The sequence below is a fragment of the Catellatospora bangladeshensis genome, from assembly GCF_016862575.1.
GTDB lineage: Bacteria > Actinomycetota > Actinomycetes > Mycobacteriales > Micromonosporaceae > Catellatospora > Catellatospora bangladeshensis.
In genome coordinates, this window is the sequence record NZ_BONF01000002.1 from 127,520 (window position 1) to 143,938 (window position 16,419).

Genomic DNA, 16,419 nt, shown 5'->3' on the forward strand with positions numbered 1-16,419 from the left:
GTGTGGCTCCGTTCACCGGCTGCCGAGGCCCGGACCGCAGCGCGCGGTCGGGGCGAAGGTGTGGTGGTACCGCGGGTTCCCAAACCGCCCACACCCCTTTGGGGACGGCGTTGCGGACCGAAACCGGAGGTAAACCACCATGCAACGCATCCTTTCCAGCGAACTGCCCCGCCACGCGGGCGCCCGGGTCACCATCGCGGGCTGGATCCATCGCCGCCGCCTGCTCAAGCAGGTCGCCTTCCTGATCGTGCGTGACGCGTCCGGGCTGAGCCAGACCGTCGTCGCCGAGCCCGAGCAGCGCGCCTGGCTGGAGACGCTGCCGGAGGAGACCGTCGTCGCCGTCGAGGGCACGGTGACCGCGAACCCGGCCGCCCCGGGCGGGGTGGAGCTGACCGAGCCGGTGGTACGCCTGCTCGGCGAGCCCGCCCAGCCCACGCCGTTCGACCTGTACCGGCCGGTGCTGTCGCCGACCCTGCCCACCCAGCTGGACCACGCCCCGCTGTCGCTGCGCCACCCGTCGCGGGCCCGCGCGCTGCGCATCAGCGCCGCCGCGGCGGCCGGGTTCCGCGAGGGCCTGGACGCGCTCGGGTTCACCGAGATCCATACCCCGAAGATCGTCGCGACGGCGACCGAGTCCGGGGCGAACGTGTTCGCGCTCGACTACTTCGGCCGCCCCGCCTACCTGGCCCAGTCGCCGCAGTTCTACAAGCAGCAGATGGTCGGGGTGTTCGAGCGGGTGTACGAGGTCGGGCCGGTGTTCCGGGCCGAGCCCAGCGACACCACCCGTCACCTCGCCCAGTACACCTCGCTGGACGCGGAGCTGGGCTTCGTCACCGACCACCGGGACGTGATGGCGGTGCTGCGGGAGACCCTCGCGGCGATGGTGGCCCGGGTCGCGCCGCTGGCCGAGGGCCTCACCCTGCCCGAGGTGCCCGCCGGGATCCCGGCGCTGCACTTCAGCGAGGCGCTGAAGATCGCCGGTGCGCCCGCGGACGAGCCCGACCTGGCGCCCGCGCACGAGCGCGCCATCGGCGAGTGGGCCGTACGCGAGCACGGCAGCGAGTTCGTGTTCGTCACCGGCTACCCGATGGCCAAGCGGCCGTTCTACACCCACCCGCAGCCGGGCGACCCGCGCTGGTCGAACAGCTTCGACCTGCTGTTCCGGGGCCTGGAGCTGGTCACCGGCGGCCAGCGCCTGCACCGGTACAGCGACTACCTGGCGGCGCTGGCCGCGCGCGGGGAGAGCGCGGAGCCGTACGAGCCCTACCTGCAGGCGTTCAAGCACGGCATGCCACCGCACGGCGGGTTCGCGATCGGCCTGGAGCGCTTCGTCGCCCGCATCACCGGCGCCCAGAACATCCGCGAGGTCACCGCATACCCCCGCGACCTCCACCGCGTGACGCCCTGATCGGCGGATGATCATCCGACTTGCCTGGCATCTGGGCGTATCTTGGCTGCTCATACGCCCGATTGCCAGGCAGGTCGGATGATCTGGTGGCACGGTGAGGGCATGGAGTTCCTCATCGGAGCGCTCTGCCTGGTCGTGATCGCGGTCGTGATCGTTGCGTGGGTGGCGTCGCTCTACAACGGGCTGGTCCGCGCGCGCAACGCGTACCAGAACGCCTTCGCGCAGATCGACGTGCAGCTGACCCGGCGGCACGACCTGATCCCCAACCTGGTCGAGACCGCCAAGGGCTACATGAGCCACGAGCGCGAGACGCTGGAGGCGGTCACCGCGGCCCGCACCGCCGCGATGACCGCCCAGGCCAACGCGGCCCGCAACCCCGGCGACCCAGCCGCGATGCAGGGGCTGGCCGGCGCCGAGAACGGGCTCACCCAGGCACTGGGCCGCCTGTTCGCGGTGTCCGAGGCCTACCCGGACCTCAAGGCCAGCCAGAACATGATGCAGCTGTCCGAGGAGCTGACCTCCACCGAGAACCGGGTCGCGTTCGCCCGCCAGGGCTACAACGACGCGGTCATGCAGTACAACAACAAGCGCGAGACCTTCCCCGGCAGCCTGCTGGCCGGGCCGTTCGGGTTCCACAAGGCCGCGCTGCTGGAGATCGACGACCCGGGCAAGCGCGAGGCGCCGCGCGTGCAGTTCTGACCCGCCGCGATGGACTTCTTCGAGCGCCAGCGGCAGGTCAAGCGGATGTCGTTCCGCCTGATCGTGCTGTACGCGCTGGCCGTCGTCGCGATCGTGATCGTGGTGAACCTCGCCGTGGCGTGGGCGCTGGGCGCGTTCGAGGCTCCGGCGGGCGAGCTGGCCTGGCTGATGGTGTGGACGTCGCTGCTCACGGCCGGCTCGATCCTGCTCGCGTCGCTGTTCCGCACCATCGGGCTGCGGGCGGGGGGCGGCAAGGTGGCCCGGGACCTGGGCGGCGTGCTGGTGCCCGAGGACACCAGCGACCTGCGGCTGCGCCGCCTGCGCAACGTGGTGGAGGAGGTCGCGCTGGCCTCCGGCGTGCCGGTGCCCGAGGTGTACGTGCTGGAGGACGAGCAGGGCATCAACGCGTTCGCGGCCGGCTGGTCCCCGGCCGACGCGGCGATCGCGGTCACCCGGGGCGCGCTGGACCGGCTCAACCGCGACGAGCTGCAGGGCGTGATCGCGCACGAGTTCAGCCACGTGCTCAACGGCGACATGCGGATCAACATCCGGCTCATCGGGCTGCTGTTCGGCATCCTGTTCCTGGCCGTCATGGGGCGAACGTTCCTCTACGCGGGGGCGTTCGGCGGCGGGCGGGACCGGCGCGACCAGGGCAGCAACCCGCTGCCGCTGATCGGCATCGCGCTGGTGGTGGCCGGGTCGGTGGGCGTGTTCGCGGGGCGGCTCATCCAGGCGTCGGTGTCGCGGCAGCGGGAGTACCTGGCCGACGCCTCGGCGGTGCAGTTCACGCGGCAGACCTCCGGCCTGGCCGGCGCGCTGAAGAAGATCGGCGGGCTGGAGACGGGGTCGCGGCTGCGTACGCCGAAGCTAGACGAGGTCGGGCACCTGATGTTCGGCGAGGCGCGGGCGCACTCGCTGTTCGCCACGCACCCGCCGCTGGTCAAGCGCATCCAGGCGCTCGAACCCGGCTTCGACCCCGCCGAGCTGGACGCGCTCGCCCAGCGCTGGCGCGCCGCCCCGCCGTCGGGCATGGCCGAGGACGCGGCCATGGGCCTGGCACCGGGAGCGGGTGCCCCCCGATCCGCGGTGACGGGTCCGGCCCTCGGCCCGGCGACAGGCTCGTCCGGGGAATGGCCCGGCGGTGCGGGTGCGGTCGCCGGTCCGGCGGCCGGGGCCGCGGCGGACGCGGGCGGCACGCAGCCCGTGGCCCGCGGCCCGCTGCCGGGCGTGGACACCCGCCATCCGGTACGCCCCGACGCGGTCGTCGCGACGGTCGGCGCGCCGGGGCAGCCCGCCTACCACCGGGCCGGTTCGCTGCTCAACCACCTGCCGCCGGAGCTGCTCGCCCGCGCCCGGCGCGGCGACACAGCCCCCGGCCTGCTGTTCGCGCTGCTGCTGTCGGAGCACGCGGACGTACGCCAGGCGCAGCTGGCCGCGCTGGGCGAGCGGCACGGCGCGGGCGCGGTCACCGGCGCGCTGGACGAGGCCGGGCGGCTGGCCGGGCTGCACCCGCTGCTGCGCCTGCCGCTGGCCCAGCTGTGCTTCCCCGCGCTGCGTACCCACCCGATCGCGCGGCGGCAGGACGTCATCGCCACGATCGACGTGCTGGCCCGCGCCGACGGGCGGATCAGCGTGTTCGAATACGCGCTGTCCCGGCTGCTGCACCGCGAGCTGTACGAGGCGACGTACGACACCCCGCCCTGGCCGGTGCGCTCGCGAAGCCTCCCACAGGCCCGCAACGCGATCGCCGCGCTGCTCGCGGTGCTGGCCCGCGCCGGTCACCCCGACGAGGCGTCGGCCGAGCGCGCGTACCGGGCCGGGCTGTCCGTGATCCTGCCCGGCCAGGACCTGCCCATGACCGCGCCGCAGCACGGCGTGCTCGCCCTGGACGGCGCCTGGCCGATGCTCGACGGCCTCGATCCCCGTGACAAGGCTCGCCTGATCGAGGCGGTGGTCGCGGTGATCGCCGACGACGGCACGATGACCGTCGCCGAGCAGGAGCTCACCCGCACCGTCTGCGGCATGCTCCACTGCCCGCTCCCGCCGCTGACCGCCTGACCGTCGCGCCGCAGGGTGATGATCGGCGATTCGTGTCGAAATGCTGTGCCAGACCGCAGATCGTGACACGAGATCACGATCAACGCCGGGGAACCCCGGCCCACCCCACCGCACCAGGGTTAAGAAGGGCACCTTCCTCTACGGATAGCGTTAAGAAGGTGCCCTTCCTTTGCTTTAGGGGGCGAGGAGGGTGGGGAGGTGGCGTTCGACGATGGGGAGGATCTCGGCGACGGTGACGTCGCGGCCCAGTTCGGCGCTGAGGGAGGTCACCGAGGCGTCGGTGATGCCGCAGGGCACGATGTTGGCGAAGCGGCTCATGTCGGGGTCGCAGTTCAGCGCGAAGCCGTGCAGCGAGACGTTGCGGGCCACCCGGATGCCGATCGCGGCGATCTTGCGGTCGGGACCGCGCTCGTCCTCGCGCACCCACACGCCGGAGCGGTTGTTGCCCTTGATCCGGGTGGTGGCCACGCCCAGCTCGGCGCAGACGTCGATGAGCATCTGCTCGGTACGCCGCACGTGCGCGACGACGTCGGCGAGCCCGCCGCGCACCACCGGCAGCTTGACGATCGGGTAGCCGACGAGCTGCCCGGGGCCGTGCCAGGTGATCTTCCCGCCGCGGTCCACGTCCACGACCGGGGTGCCGTCGAACGGCCGCTCCCAGGGCTCGGTGAGCTTGCCCGCGGTGTACACGCTCGGGTGCTCCAGCAGCAGCACGGTGTCCGGTTCGGTGCCCTCGACGACGCCCGCGTGCAGGCGGCGCTGCTCGTCCCAGGCGGTCAGATACTCGACGGTGCCGGCGCGTCGGATCACGAGCGCCGGCGAGACGATGCTGGTCACGTTCGTCAGGCTACTCGTGCGCGCGTGCCCGGCCAGGAAAGGTGCGCGGCGTCACCCGCACCCGTGAATGCGTGACCAGCTCGCGACCAGTATGGTGTGCGCAAGCGGCGTGCTTGTGAAAGCTTTCACAAATACTGGCACGCTGTGTCAGCTTGCCTTGCGTACGGAAGGACCAGCGCGCGATGACGGCGACGCGGGAGAAGAAGGAGCAGCTCCAGGCAGAGCCGGAGCAGGATGCCGGGGTGGCCGCCCCGCCCCGGCCGAAGCGGTGGCGCTGGCTGCTGCCGGCCCTCGGCCTGGTGGTGTGGCTGCTGATCAGCGGCGGCATGGGCGGGTTCGCGGCCAAGACGGCCGAGGTGCAGAAGAACGACAACGCCTCGTTCCTGCCGGAGACCGCCGAGGCGACGCTCGTGCTGGAGCAGAGCAAGAAGTTCGCGGGCTTGGACGTGGTCCCCGCGCAGCTCGTCTACGGCAGGGACACCGGCCTGACCGAGGCCGACAAGACCGCCATCACCGAGCAGCTCGCCGCCGTCAAGGCCGAGCTGGGCGACCGCCTCGCGGACGTGCCGCTCTACCCGCACTTCTCCACCGACGGCAAGGCGGCCCAGGTCACCGTGCTGTTCACGGAGACCGACGCGCAGAAGAACATGGCCGACGTGCAGTGGATCCGCGACCACGTGGGCCTGCCCGACGGCCTGAACGCGCACGTCGGCGGCCTGGGCGGCATCCTCACCGACATGATGGAGGTCTTCGGCTCCATCGACGGCCTGCTGCTCGGCGTCACCGTAGGCATCATCCTGATCATCCTGCTGATCGTGTACCGCAGCCCGCTGCTGCCGCTGGTCGTGCTGTTTGGCGCGGGCATGGCGTTCACGCTGGCCAACGGCGTGGTCTACCTGCTGGCCAAGGAGGAGGTAATCACGGTCTCCGGCCAGAGCCAGGCCATCCTCGACGTGCTGGTGCTCGGCGCCGCCACCGACTACGCGATGCTGCTGGTGTCCCGCTTCCGCGAGGAGCTGCGCCGCACCGTGAGCAAGTACGACGCGATGCGGGTCGCGCTGCGCGCCTCGTTCGAGCCGATCCTGGCCAGCGGCGCGACCGTCATCCTCGGCCTGCTCTGCCTGCTGGTGTCCGACCTCGCCTCGAACAAGGGCCTCGGCCCGGTCGGCGCGATCGGCATCGCCAGCAGCCTCGCCGTGTCGCTCACCCTGCTCCCGGCGGTGCTCGCGCTGCTCGGCCGCGCGGCGTTCTGGCCGGTGCGCCCGAAGCACGGCTCCGCGCCGGTCGAGGAGACCGGCATCTGGGCGAAGGTGTCCGCGCTGGTGGGTCGCCGCGCGCGGCTGGTCTGGATCGGCACCGCGGTGCTGCTGCTGGCCGGCGTCGCCGGGCTGACCCGCCTGGACGCCGACGGCATCCCGCAGTCCGAGGGCTTCATCGGCAACCCCGACTCGGTGGCCGCGCAGGAGCTGACCACGGCGCACTTCCCGGGCGGCAGCGGCAACCCCGCCGAGATCGTCACCCGCGCCGAGAAGCTGGACCAGGTGCTGCTGGCCGTACGGCAGACCGCCGGTGTCGCCGAGGCGGCCCCGTTCACGGGCCTGCCCGCCATGCCGGTCGTCCCGCCGGGCGAGGGGCAGCCGGGCATCGAGGGCGGTCCCACGGGCGGGCAGGTGCCCGGGGCGCAGGGCCAGACGGGTGCCGAGGCGCAGCCCGGCACGCCGCTGGTGCCGCCGCCGGCCGAGCCGAAGGTGGTCGACGGCCTGGTCCGGATCGACGCGACGCTGACCGACGCGGCCGACTCCCCGGCGGCGCTGGAGACGGTCGAGCGGCTGCGCGCCGCGGTGCACGCCATCGACGGCGCGGACGCGAAGGTCGGCGGCTTCTCCGCGATCAACTACGACGTGCAGCACACCTCGCAGCGCGACCGTAACGTGATCATCCCGCTGGTGCTGGGCGTCATCTTCCTGATCCTGATGGTGCTGCTGCGCTCGCTCATCGCGCCGCTGCTGCTCATCGCCACGGTGGTGCTGTCCTACCTGGCCACGCTGGGCATCTCCGGCCTCGTCTTCACCGACGTGCTGGGCTTCCCGGGCGCCGACTCGTCGTACCCGCTGTTCGCGTTCGTGTTCCTGGTGGCCCTGGGCGTGGACTACAACATCTTCCTGATGACCCGGGTCCGCGAGGAGGCCGGCAAGATCGGCCACAAGCCCGGCACGCTCAAGGGCCTCGCGGTCACCGGCGGCGTGATCACCTCGGCCGGTGTCGTGCTGGCGGCGACGTTCGCGGCCCTGGCCGTGCTGCCGCTGGTCTTCGTCGTGGAGATCGCGTTCGCGGTGGCGTTCGGCGTGCTGCTGGACACCCTGCTGGTGCGCTCACTGCTGGTCCCCGCCCTCACCGTCGACATCGGCCGCTTCGTCTGGTGGCCCGGCGGACTCTGGCGCCGTCCCGCCGACTAACCCCGGGGTGGGGAAAGGAAGGGCACCTTCTTAACGCTATGCGTATAAGAAGGTGCCCTTCCTAACGTCGTGGCCGGGTTGCGTATGGTGACGCCGTGTCGCAGACCACCCTGGAACCCGCCGCCACCGCGTCCGAGGCACCCGCCGCACCGCGCCGTCCGCACTGGACCGCCGTCGTGGAGACGCTGCTCATCGTCGCGGGCCTGGCCCGCCTGGTCTGGGGCCAGCAGGTCGCGGTCGTCGCCGACGGGGTGGACCGGCTCAACAGCATCAGCGTCCTGCTCACCGACGGGCGGCTCAACAACAGCGAGTACTCGATCATGGGCCCGCTGTTCTCCACGCCGCTGTGGCTGCTCGGCAAGGCCGTGGCCACCCCCGAGGCCGGCATCAAGTACTTCAACCTGGTGGTCTTCACCCTCGGCCTGGCCGCGCTCTGGCTGCTGCTGCGCGGGCTGGTGCCCGGCGCGCTGATCCGGCGGTTCATGCTGATCACCGTGGCGGCGAGCTTGCTGCCGCCGGACGTCGGCCACTACGGCAGCGAGACGTTCACCATGATGGGCGTGATGGTCGGCATCGTCGTCGTCGTGCGCGGGCGGCGGCGCGGCTGGGGCTGGGCCGCGGCCGTGGTCGGCGTGGTCAACACGCCCGCCACCGTGGTCGGCTTCGGCGTGGTCGGCCTCGCCGAGACCTGGCGGCACCGGCGGCTGCGCCTGCTGGTGCCGGTGGCGGTCGCGGCGGCGCTGATCCTGCTGGAGATCCTGGCCCGCAAGGGCGGCTACGTAGGCGACCGCGGCGCCAAGGACGTCATGCCCTTCTCGGGCCGCCCCGGCTTCTCGTATCCATTCTTCTTCGGGGTGCTGGCGATCCTGTTCGCGTTCGGCCGCGGCATCGTCTGGTACCTGCCCGGCATGTTCCTGCCGATGCGGCGCGCGCTGGCCGACCTCGACGGGCCGGTGGGCATCGACCTGGCCCGCATCCACCGGCTGTGGCTGCTGTTCGTCGGCGGCCTGGTCGTCGTGTACGCGCCCTGGTGGGCCTGGTACGCGGGCATGTCGTGGGGGCCGCGCTTCTTCCTGGCCGGCATCCTGCCCGCCGCGCTGGCGCTGGCCCTGCGCCTCGGCCACCGGCAGGCCGGGCTCGGCGCGAACCTGCTCACGCTGGCGGTGCTGCTGCTGTCGAGCTGGATCGGCCTGAACAGCCTGTTCTGGCACGAGCTGTGGCCCACCGCCTGCTTCAACACCCCGCAGTCCGTCGAGGCGCTCTGCTGGTACTCACCCGAGTACAGCTCGCTCTGGTACCCCCTGGTGTCCTGGCAGTTCGCCCACCTGACCGCCACCCAGTGGCTCAGCGCCGCCTACAGCGCCGTCGTCCTGGGCTGGCTCGGCACCCCGCTGCTCCGCCGCATCGCGGGCCAGCTCGCCACCGCCTGGCGCGACCACCTGACCCCCCGCCTCACCCGCACCGCCTGGCGCTGGTGAGCCCGGTCCCGACGGGGGTCAGTGGACCTGCCAGAGCCAGACGTCGGAGACGCGCCGGGGGTCGCCGAGGAGCTGGGTCATCGCGGACTTCAGGGCGGGCTGGTACGTCGGCCAGTGGGCGCCGTGCACGTCGTCGGCGAGCACCACGATGCTCGCGTTCCAGTAGCGCAGGTCGTCGCGCAGCGCGGTGCGGTCCGCGTCGGTGAGCGGGGGCACCACGCCGGTCTTCGCGATCGTCTCCAGCAGGGTCTGCGTGGGGCGGGGGATCGGGCCGATGCGGCCGGTGCCGTTCGGGCCGCCGGGGCCGAGGAAGAAGCCCGCGGGCAGCCGGAACACGCTGTCGCCGGGACCGGCCGCGTCGGCGAGCGCGGCGGCCTGCCAGCGCTGCCCGTCCGGCAGCAGGTCGTTGGTGATCGGCACGGGCACCACGGTGCCGCCGTCGGCCACGTACTCGCGCCACTGGCCGGTGGTGAAGAACTCCGGCACGGGAGCGCGGTCACGGGCGAGCAGCGGGGTGGGGATCAGGGGCAGCAGGGCGAGGGCGAACGCGGCGGCCCACGCGGCGCGCGGTCCGGGCACCCGTACCCCCACGCCGGACTCGGCGTCGCGGGAGGTCAGCGCGGTGGCGAGCCAGGCCACGACGAGACCGAACGCGGGCGCGACGATCAGCGCGAGCCGGGACGGCAGCGCGGCGTTGAACACCGGCAGCCCGCCGATCAGCGCCTCGGGCATCCACACGCCGGTGAGGCGGCCCAGCCAGCGCAGCTCGGGGCCGAGCGAGAGCAGCGCGAACACGCCCGCGGTGACGGCGACGGCGGCCAGGTTGACCCGCTGCGGCCGGGCGGCGCGACGCCACAGCAGCACGATGCCGACGATCACGAGCAGCAGCAGCGGTGCGCCGAAGAACGAGTTCTCCTCGGTCGGGTTGGCGGCCAGGTCGGTGTTGAGGCCGAGCGCGCCGGCCAGCGAGCGCTCCGGCCAGGCGGCGAAGGCGGCCAGGTCCTCGTTGTGCACCTTCGGGTCGAAGCCGGTGCCGTGGTACCGCTGTGGGCCTGCGAAGTGCAGATACAGGGGGTACGCCAGCAGCACACCCGCCACCACCGCGCCGCTGCCCAGCCCGGCCAGCACCTTGCGCAGCAGCGCAGCCGCCTCGGCGCGCCGGGCCAGCGCCCAGACCAGCGTGAACACGCCGAGCGCGAGCGCGGTGAAGAACAGCGCCTCGCCCGCGAGCGAGAAGCAGACCGCGATGAGCAGGCCCAGCAGCGCGCCGTCCCGGACCGGCTTGTCGCGGCGGACCAGCAGCAGGCAGCGCGCGATGATCAGCGGGACGACCCACTGCGCGGTCCAGTTGAGGTGCGCGTTCGCGTGGGAGATCATCGCCGGGGCGAAGCCGCAGAACAGGCCGCCGAGCGCCGCGCCGAGCCGGTTCGCGCCGAGGTGGCGCTGGAACAGCCAGTACCAGGCATAGGCGGTGGCGGCGAGGTTCAGGGTGAGGATCACCAGGAATGTGATCGCGGGGCCGGCCAGGATCGTCAGCGGGGCGAACAGGAACGCGTACACCGACACCGAGGTGTTGACCGCGAGGTTCACGCCGTCGGGCACGTTGAGCAGGTGAGTGAAGAGCGGATCGGCGCCGTTGGTGAGCGCGTACGCCCCGTAGGACAGCAGCCACTCGAAGAACGCCTGGTCGCCGGAGTTGACGCCGCTCGCGCGGTGCAGCGGGTCGGACCAGAGCGCGCCGGTGACCCATACCGCGCCGAGCAGTGAGACGGCCGCGACCAGCAGGTCGATCCGGCGGCCGCGGGTGCGCGCGGCGGCCTCGGCGCCGTCGTGGCCGGGCGCCTCCGCGAGGTCGGCGGGGGGGCTCTGGGGGCTGGCGGGCGAGGCGATCGACACTCGGCGCAGTTTATCAGCGCGCCGGGTGGGCTCTCCGCGCCCGAGCCGCGCTCTCGGCTTGCCCGCCGCGCCGGTGCTCCGCCACTGCCTTAGCCGTGGCTCCGTCACCCGGCGCGGGGAAGATCGCCAGTTTGTGTCTAAACCTTGCGCTACGCGACAGTTTTCGACACGAAACGGCGATCATCCCGATCCCGCATCACAGTGGGCACGGGGAGGTGACCCGGCGACACGCGCGAGATACGCACAGTGATTGACCCGCCTATTGAAAATGACTATCAATAGCAGTATGAAGATGGCATTCGTCGGCAAGGGCGGCAGCGGTAAGACCACCCTTGCGGCGCTCGTGGCCCGGCACCTGGCGGCGGCGACGCCGCCCGGGGCGCTGCTGGCCGTGGACGCGGATATCAACCAGCACCTGGCGGCGGCGCTCGGCATCAGCGAGGACGAGGCGGTCCTGCTCCCGTCGCTGGGCGACCACCTGACCGACATCAAGGAGTACCTGCGCGGCGACAACCCGCGCATCCCCTCCGCCGCCACGATGGTCAAGACGACCCCGCCGGGGAGCGGCTCACGCCTCCTGCGGGTCGGCGAGACCAACCCGATCTACGACCGCCTGGTCCGCCGCGTCGGCGGGGTGCGCCTGGCGGTGACCGGGCCGTTCGCCACCGAGGACCTGGGCGTGGCCTGCTACCACTCCAAGGTCGGTGCGGTCGAGCTGCTGCTCAACCACCTGGTCGACGGGCCCGGGGAGTACGTCGTGGTCGACATGACCGCGGGTGCGGACAGCTTCGCCTCCGGCCTGTTCACCCGGTTCGACGCCACGTTCCTGGTGTGCGAGCCGACCCTGCGCAGCGTGGGGGTGTACCGGCAGTACATCGGCTACGCCCGCGACTTCGGGGTGCGCGTGCACGTGATCGGCAACAAGATCGACGACGCGTCGGACGTGGCGTTCCTGCGCGAGCACGTCGGCGACGACCTGCTCACCTGGGTCGGGCGCTCCGGGTTCGTACGCGCCGCCGAGCGCGGCGCCCCGCGCCCGATCAGCGAGCTGGAGGCGCCCAACCGGGCTGCGCTCGACCTGATCCGGGCGACCGTGGACGGCTGCGTCAAGGACTGGCCGCGCTACACCGCGCAGGCCGTGGAGTTCCATCTGCGCAACGCGCAGGCGTGGGGCAACGCCCGCAGCGGCGAGGACCTCGCCGCCCAGGTCGACCCCGATTTCGTGCTCGGGCCGCAGCGGCTCGAGCCGGCAGGACACCGCTGACGGCCGCCAGGCCGTCCCCGATGAGAGGAGAGCACATGTCACTCGACGTACCCGTGGCGCTGCTGGAGCGCGCCGAGGCCGGGCAGGTCGACGACGCCGAGTTCGTCGACTGCGTACGCACGTCGCTGCCGTACGCGTGGGAGGTGGTCAGCGCCGCCGCCGGGCGGCTGGCCGACACGCCCGGTAGCGAGTTCGGCGAGCACGCCACCCCGCCGCCCAGCGAGGCCCAGCGCGGTGAGCTGCTGCGCGCGCTGGCCAGCGACGCGATCCGGGGCGGCCTGGAGCGCCACTTCGGCATCAAGCTCGCGTTCCAGAACTGCCACCGCGTCGCGGCGTTCGCGCTGAGCGCCGTCGGCGGGGACACCTACCAGGAGTTCATCTCCCCGGTGGCCCAGCTGCGCAACCAGTCACCCGAACTCCGCGACTGCTGACCGAGAAAGGAAGGGCACCTTCTTAACGCTATGCGTATAGGAAGGTGCCCTTCTTAACATTTGCGCTGAATCGCGCTCTGGAAGGAGTCGCCTTGCTGGACGTTTTCCTGACCAGTGCCTATGGCCCGGCTGCGGCGGTCGCGCACGCGGTGGCGGCGGAGCGGGCCGGGATGGGCGGGGTGTGGCTCGCCGAGCACCACTTCGTCGCGTACGGCCAGTGCCCGTCGGCGACCGTGCTGGCCGGGCACATCCTCGCCGGGACCAGGCGCATCACCGTCGGCACGGCGGCGTGCGTGCTGGGCTCGCGGCACCCGGTCGCGCTGGGGGAGGAGGCGGCGCTGCTGCACGCGCTGGCCGGGGACCGGTTTCAGCTCGGCGTCGCCCGGGGCGGGCCGTGGCAGGAGGTCGCGATCCTCGGGCGGGGCGTGGAGCACTACCGGCAGGGCTTCGCCGAGTCGCTGGAGGTGCTGCTGCGCTGGCTGTCAGGGGCGGCGGCGGTCGGCGCGGACGGGGAGTTCCACCGGTTCGGGCCGCTGGCCGTCGTGCCACGACCGGACCGGCCGGTGCCGGTGCGGGTGGCGGTCACCTCGGGGGACACGGCCGAGCTGGCGGGGCGGCACGGGCTGCCGCTGCTGCTGGGCGTACACGCCGATGACGCCGAGACGGCCGCGCTGGTGGACCGGTGGGCGCAGGCCGCCGCTGCGCACGGGCACGATCCCGTGGGGGTGGACCACGCGCGGGTCCGGCTGGCCTACCCGTGCGCGGACCGTGCCACGGGAGAGCGCGAGCTGCGCGAACGCCTGCCGCGCTGGCTCGCGGGCATCCGGGCCGCCGTGCCGGTCTCCGGCGCCCCGCCCGGCCGCGACCTCGACGCGCATGTCGAGCACCTGCTCCGGATCCAGCCCGTCGGCCCGCCCGCCGAGGTCGCCGCCGCCCTCGCGCACTCCGTCACCGAGACGGGGGTGTCGCGCCACCTGTGCATGGTCGAAGCCGCCGGCTCCCCCGGGGCCACCACCGACCTCATCATCACCCTCGCTGCCCTCCCCGCAGCCTGGCCCACTCCGCCTCGCACCCCCGTCGCCGCCCCGTTCCAGAGCGCCGATCTTGCGTGAACTGTGGGTGCGACACGCCCTTTCCGGGCATATCCCTAACAGTTCGCGCAAGATCGACGCTCTGGGGTGAGGGCGCCGGGCTGCGGCGTTAAGAAGGGCACCTTCTACTACGGATAGCGTTAAGAAGGTGCCCTTCCTTTCGTGGGCTTTCCCTCGTAGCCACATCGGGGAGGGGGAATGTGTGTTGCGGGGATATGTCGGGGGTGTTGCGGGAGGGCATAGCGTGCGGCTCCACACAGGTGAGTGACACGGATCACTGTCTAGGAGCCCGCCATGCCCGTCCCCTCCGCCCCGCGGCTGCTCCGCGCGGCGCTCGCCCTCCTCATCGGACTCGCCGGGGTGGCCGTCGTCGCCACCCCGGCGCACGCGGCCACGCTGACGCAGGTCAGCTCGTTCGGCAGCAATCCCGGCAACCTCAGTATGTACAGCTACCGGCCCGACGGCCTGGCCAGCGGCCGTCCGGCCGTGGTGCTGCTGCACGGCTGCACCCAGAACGCGAACGCGTACTTCACCAACTCCGGCTGGCGCAAGTACGCCGACCTGTGGGGCTTCGCGCTCATCGTGGCCGAGCAGAAGTCCGGCAACAACTCGCTGAGCTGCTTCAACTGGTTTCAGGCCGGGGACATCGCCCGGGGGCAGGGCGAGGCCCTGTCGGTCAAGCAGATGGTCGACTACGCCAAGACCAACTACGGCACCGACGCGAGCCGGGTGTACGTGTCCGGCCTGTCCGCGGGCGGCGCGATGAGCGCGGTGATGCTCGCCGCGTACCCGGACGTGTTCAAGGCCGGCTCGGTCGTCGCGGGCATCCCGTACAACTGCGGCACGGCCTGCCAGGGCGCGGCCGTGAGCAAGACCCCGCAGCAGTGGGGTGACCTGGTCCGCAACGCCTACCCCGGCTTCGGCGGCCCGTGGCCGAGGGTGGCGATCTGGCAGGGGCAGTCCGACACGACCGTCGTGCCCGCCAACGGCACCGAGCTGATGACGCAGTGGACGAACGTGCGCGGCGCTTCGCAGGCCGTCGGAAGCACGAGCAGCCTGCCGGGCAACACCACGCTGGAGACGTACGCGTCCGACGCGGTGCGGCTCTACAAGGTCGCCGGCATGGGCCACGGCACGCCCGTCGACCCGGGCAGCGGCGTGGACCAGTGCGGCACCGCCGCGTCGTACTTCCTCGACACCATCTGCTCGGCGTACCGCGACGCGCTGTTCTTCGGGCTGGACGGCGGCGGCACCACGCCGACCCCGCCCGGCGCGCCCACCGGCCTGTCCGTCACCGGCGTCACCGACACCAGCGTCGCCCTGTCCTGGACGGCGGTGTCCGGCGCCACCGGCTACCACGTCTACCGCGGCGGCACGAAGCTGACGTCATCCCCGGTCACCGGTGCGGCGTACACGGCGACGGGGCTGAGCGCGGGCACCGCGTACACCTTCACCGTCACCGCCGTGAGCGCCTCCGGCGAGAGCGGCCAGTCCGCCCCCGTCTCCGCCACCACCACCGGCGGCACCACCCCGCCCGTCTGCTACACCGCCAGCAACTACGCCCAGGTCGCCGCGGGCCGCGCCTACCACTCCCTCGGCTACGCCTACGCCAACGGCTCCAACCAGAACATGGGTCTCTACAACACCTTCTACACCCACACCCTGAAGCAGACCGGCCCCGACTACTGGGTCATCGCCGACGGCCAGTGCTGACCGCCCCCGCCCCGCCCCCACCGCTGCGCCGATCTTGCGCGAACTGTTAGGGATATGCCCGGAAGGGGCGTGTCGCACCCACAGTTCACGCAAGATCGGCGCGGTAGAGAGGGGGCGGGGCGCGGTCAGGCGGGGACTGGGTCGGTGAGGGCGGCGTGGAGGGCCTGGCTGATGGTGCGGTGGCGGTAGGGGAAGCCGGCGGCGGTGAGGGCGCCGGGCATGACGCGGAGGCTGCGGTAGGCCTCGTTGCCGAACTCGCCGTAGAGGATCTTCAGGGCCGCTTTGGGGATGGGCATGACGGTGGGGCGGTGGAGTTCGGCGCCGAAGGCGCGGGTGAACTGGGCGTTGGTGACGGGGGCGGGGCCGACCATGTTGACGGGGCCCTCGACGCGGTCGTCGTCCAGGACGAACTGGGCGGCGCCCAGCCAGTCGTAGAGGGAGATCCAGGGGACCCACTGGCGGCCGTTGCCGAGCCGCCCGCCCAGGCCCATCTTGAAGGGCACCAGCTGTGCCTTGAGGAAGCCGCCGTCGCGGTGCAGGGGGTAGCCGGTGCGCAGCAGCACCACCCGCGACCCGGCGGTCACGGCGGGCGCGGTCGCCTCCTCCCAGTGGATCGAGACGCCGGCCAGGAAGTCGTCGCCGGGCGGGGACAGCTCGGTCACCTCGCGGTCGCCGGTCTCCCCGTAGAAGCCCACTCCGGATGCGTTGACCAGCACCGGGATGCGCTGCGCGGCGACGGCGCGGGCCAGCGTCGCGGTCGGCACGACCCGGCTGGACAGGATCAGCGCCTGGTACTCGTCGGTCCAGCGCCGGTCGCCCACGCCGACCCCGCACAGGTTGACCACGGCATCGGTGCCGTCGGGGAGCCGGATCGGCTCGGCCGGGTCCCACTGCCGCTCGGAGGGGTCGGCGGCCGGGCGGCGCACCAGCTGGATGACTTCGTGCCCGGCCGACCGGAGAGTCGACAGCAGGGGCTGCCCCAGGAAGCCCGAGGCTCCCGCCACCACGATCCGCATACGACAATCATGCCCGAAAAGGAGCCGGGCCCGGCGTGCCGACACCGCGGGGGTGACGGTCCGCGGCCGGGC

Annotated in this window: 12 protein-coding genes; 9 read left to right on the forward strand and 3 right to left on the reverse strand. The window is 72.5% G+C overall.

From position 1 onward, the window contains the following. The first annotated feature begins 139 nt into the window (after positions 1-139). The 3 genes from aspS to Cba03nite_RS01245 all read left to right on the forward strand — a co-directional run bounded on the left by aspS (position 140) and on the right by Cba03nite_RS01245 (position 4,165). Positions 140-1,408, forward strand: coding sequence for an aspartate--tRNA(Asn) ligase (aspS, locus tag Cba03nite_RS01235; protein WP_203740673.1), 1,269 nt, complete (start codon positions 140-142; stop codon positions 1,406-1,408). 78 nt (positions 1,409-1,486) lie between these two features. Then, the gene (locus tag Cba03nite_RS01240; protein ID WP_239125370.1) at positions 1,487-2,107 is read left to right on the forward strand and encodes a LemA family protein; all 621 of its coding nucleotides are present in this window, start codon (positions 1,487-1,489) and stop codon (positions 2,105-2,107) included. 9 nt (positions 2,108-2,116) lie between these two features. Continuing rightward, positions 2,117-4,165 (forward strand): M48 family metallopeptidase, encoded by a 2,049-nt coding sequence (locus Cba03nite_RS01245; RefSeq protein ID WP_203740675.1) that lies wholly within the window; start codon positions 2,117-2,119, stop codon positions 4,163-4,165. A 174-nt stretch (positions 4,166-4,339) separates the two neighbouring features. On the opposite strand, the gene lipB is transcribed toward Cba03nite_RS01245, so the two are convergent. Beyond that, positions 4,340-5,002 (reverse strand): lipoyl(octanoyl) transferase LipB, encoded by a 663-nt coding sequence (lipB, locus tag Cba03nite_RS01250; protein ID WP_346114706.1) that lies wholly within the window; start codon positions 5,000-5,002, stop codon positions 4,340-4,342. 326 nt (positions 5,003-5,328) lie between these two features. Between lipB and Cba03nite_RS01255 the strand changes: the two genes are divergently transcribed. Beyond that, a complete protein-coding gene (locus Cba03nite_RS01255; protein WP_239125377.1) occupies positions 5,329-7,458 on the forward strand; it encodes an MMPL family transporter in 2,130 nt (709 codons plus the stop codon). A gap of 95 nt (positions 7,459-7,553) precedes the next feature. After that, positions 7,554-8,936, forward strand: a complete 1,383-nt coding sequence (locus Cba03nite_RS01260) for a hypothetical protein (RefSeq protein ID WP_203740679.1) — start codon at positions 7,554-7,556, stop codon at positions 8,934-8,936. Positions 8,937-8,954: 18 nt separating this feature from the next. On the opposite strand, the gene Cba03nite_RS01265 is transcribed toward Cba03nite_RS01260, so the two are convergent. Further along, positions 8,955-10,727 (reverse strand): DUF6311 domain-containing protein, encoded by a 1,773-nt coding sequence (locus tag Cba03nite_RS01265; protein ID WP_373315712.1) that lies wholly within the window; start codon positions 10,725-10,727, stop codon positions 8,955-8,957. 391 nt (positions 10,728-11,118) lie between these two features. Between Cba03nite_RS01265 and Cba03nite_RS01270 the strand changes: the two genes are divergently transcribed. The 4 genes from Cba03nite_RS01270 (at position 11,119) to Cba03nite_RS01285 (ending at position 15,331) form a co-directional block, all read left to right on the forward strand. After that, positions 11,119-12,096 carry an ATP-binding protein gene (locus Cba03nite_RS01270; RefSeq protein ID WP_203740681.1) on the forward strand — a complete coding sequence of 326 codons (978 nt, stop codon included), beginning with the start codon at positions 11,119-11,121 and terminating at the stop codon, positions 12,094-12,096. A 35-nt stretch (positions 12,097-12,131) separates the two neighbouring features. After that, positions 12,132-12,527, forward strand: coding sequence for an SCO5389 family protein (locus Cba03nite_RS01275; RefSeq protein WP_203740683.1), 396 nt, complete (start codon positions 12,132-12,134; stop codon positions 12,525-12,527). 92 nt (positions 12,528-12,619) lie between these two features. Continuing rightward, on the forward strand, positions 12,620-13,639 hold the full coding sequence (locus Cba03nite_RS01280) for an LLM class flavin-dependent oxidoreductase (RefSeq protein WP_203740685.1): 1,020 nt from the start codon (positions 12,620-12,622) through the stop codon (positions 13,637-13,639). A 273-nt stretch (positions 13,640-13,912) separates the two neighbouring features. Beyond that, positions 13,913-15,331 carry an extracellular catalytic domain type 1 short-chain-length polyhydroxyalkanoate depolymerase gene (locus Cba03nite_RS01285; RefSeq protein ID WP_203740687.1) on the forward strand — a complete coding sequence of 473 codons (1,419 nt, stop codon included), beginning with the start codon at positions 13,913-13,915 and terminating at the stop codon, positions 15,329-15,331. A 125-nt stretch (positions 15,332-15,456) separates the two neighbouring features. Here Cba03nite_RS01285 and Cba03nite_RS01290 read toward each other — a convergent pair whose 3' ends face one another. Continuing rightward, on the reverse strand, positions 15,457-16,347 hold the full coding sequence (locus Cba03nite_RS01290) for a TIGR01777 family oxidoreductase (RefSeq protein ID WP_203740694.1): 891 nt from the start codon (positions 16,345-16,347) through the stop codon (positions 15,457-15,459). Between the last annotated feature and the right edge of the window lie 72 nt (positions 16,348-16,419).

Excerpts from the sequence above, each read along its gene's own strand:
- Cba03nite_RS01275 (WP_203740683.1), top strand. The coding sequence starts at position 12,132 with ATGTCACTCGACGTACCCGTGGCGCTGCTGGAGCGCGCCGAGGCCGGG.
- Cba03nite_RS01285 (WP_203740687.1), top strand. The coding sequence starts at position 13,913 with ATGCCCGTCCCCTCCGCCCCGCGGCTGCTCCGCGCGGCGCTCGCCCTC.
- Cba03nite_RS01245 (WP_203740675.1), top strand. The coding sequence starts at position 2,117 with ATGGACTTCTTCGAGCGCCAGCGGCAGGTCAAGCGGATGTCGTTCCGC.
- Cba03nite_RS01240 (WP_239125370.1), top strand. The coding sequence starts at position 1,487 with ATGATCTGGTGGCACGGTGAGGGCATGGAGTTCCTCATCGGAGCGCTC.
- Cba03nite_RS01290 (WP_203740694.1), bottom strand. The coding sequence starts at position 16,347 with ATGCGGATCGTGGTGGCGGGAGCCTCGGGCTTCCTGGGGCAGCCCCTG.
- Cba03nite_RS01270 (WP_203740681.1), top strand. The coding sequence starts at position 11,119 with ATGAAGATGGCATTCGTCGGCAAGGGCGGCAGCGGTAAGACCACCCTT.
- Cba03nite_RS01255 (WP_239125377.1), top strand. The coding sequence starts at position 5,329 with ATGGGCGGGTTCGCGGCCAAGACGGCCGAGGTGCAGAAGAACGACAAC.
- aspS (WP_203740673.1), top strand. The coding sequence starts at position 140 with ATGCAACGCATCCTTTCCAGCGAACTGCCCCGCCACGCGGGCGCCCGG.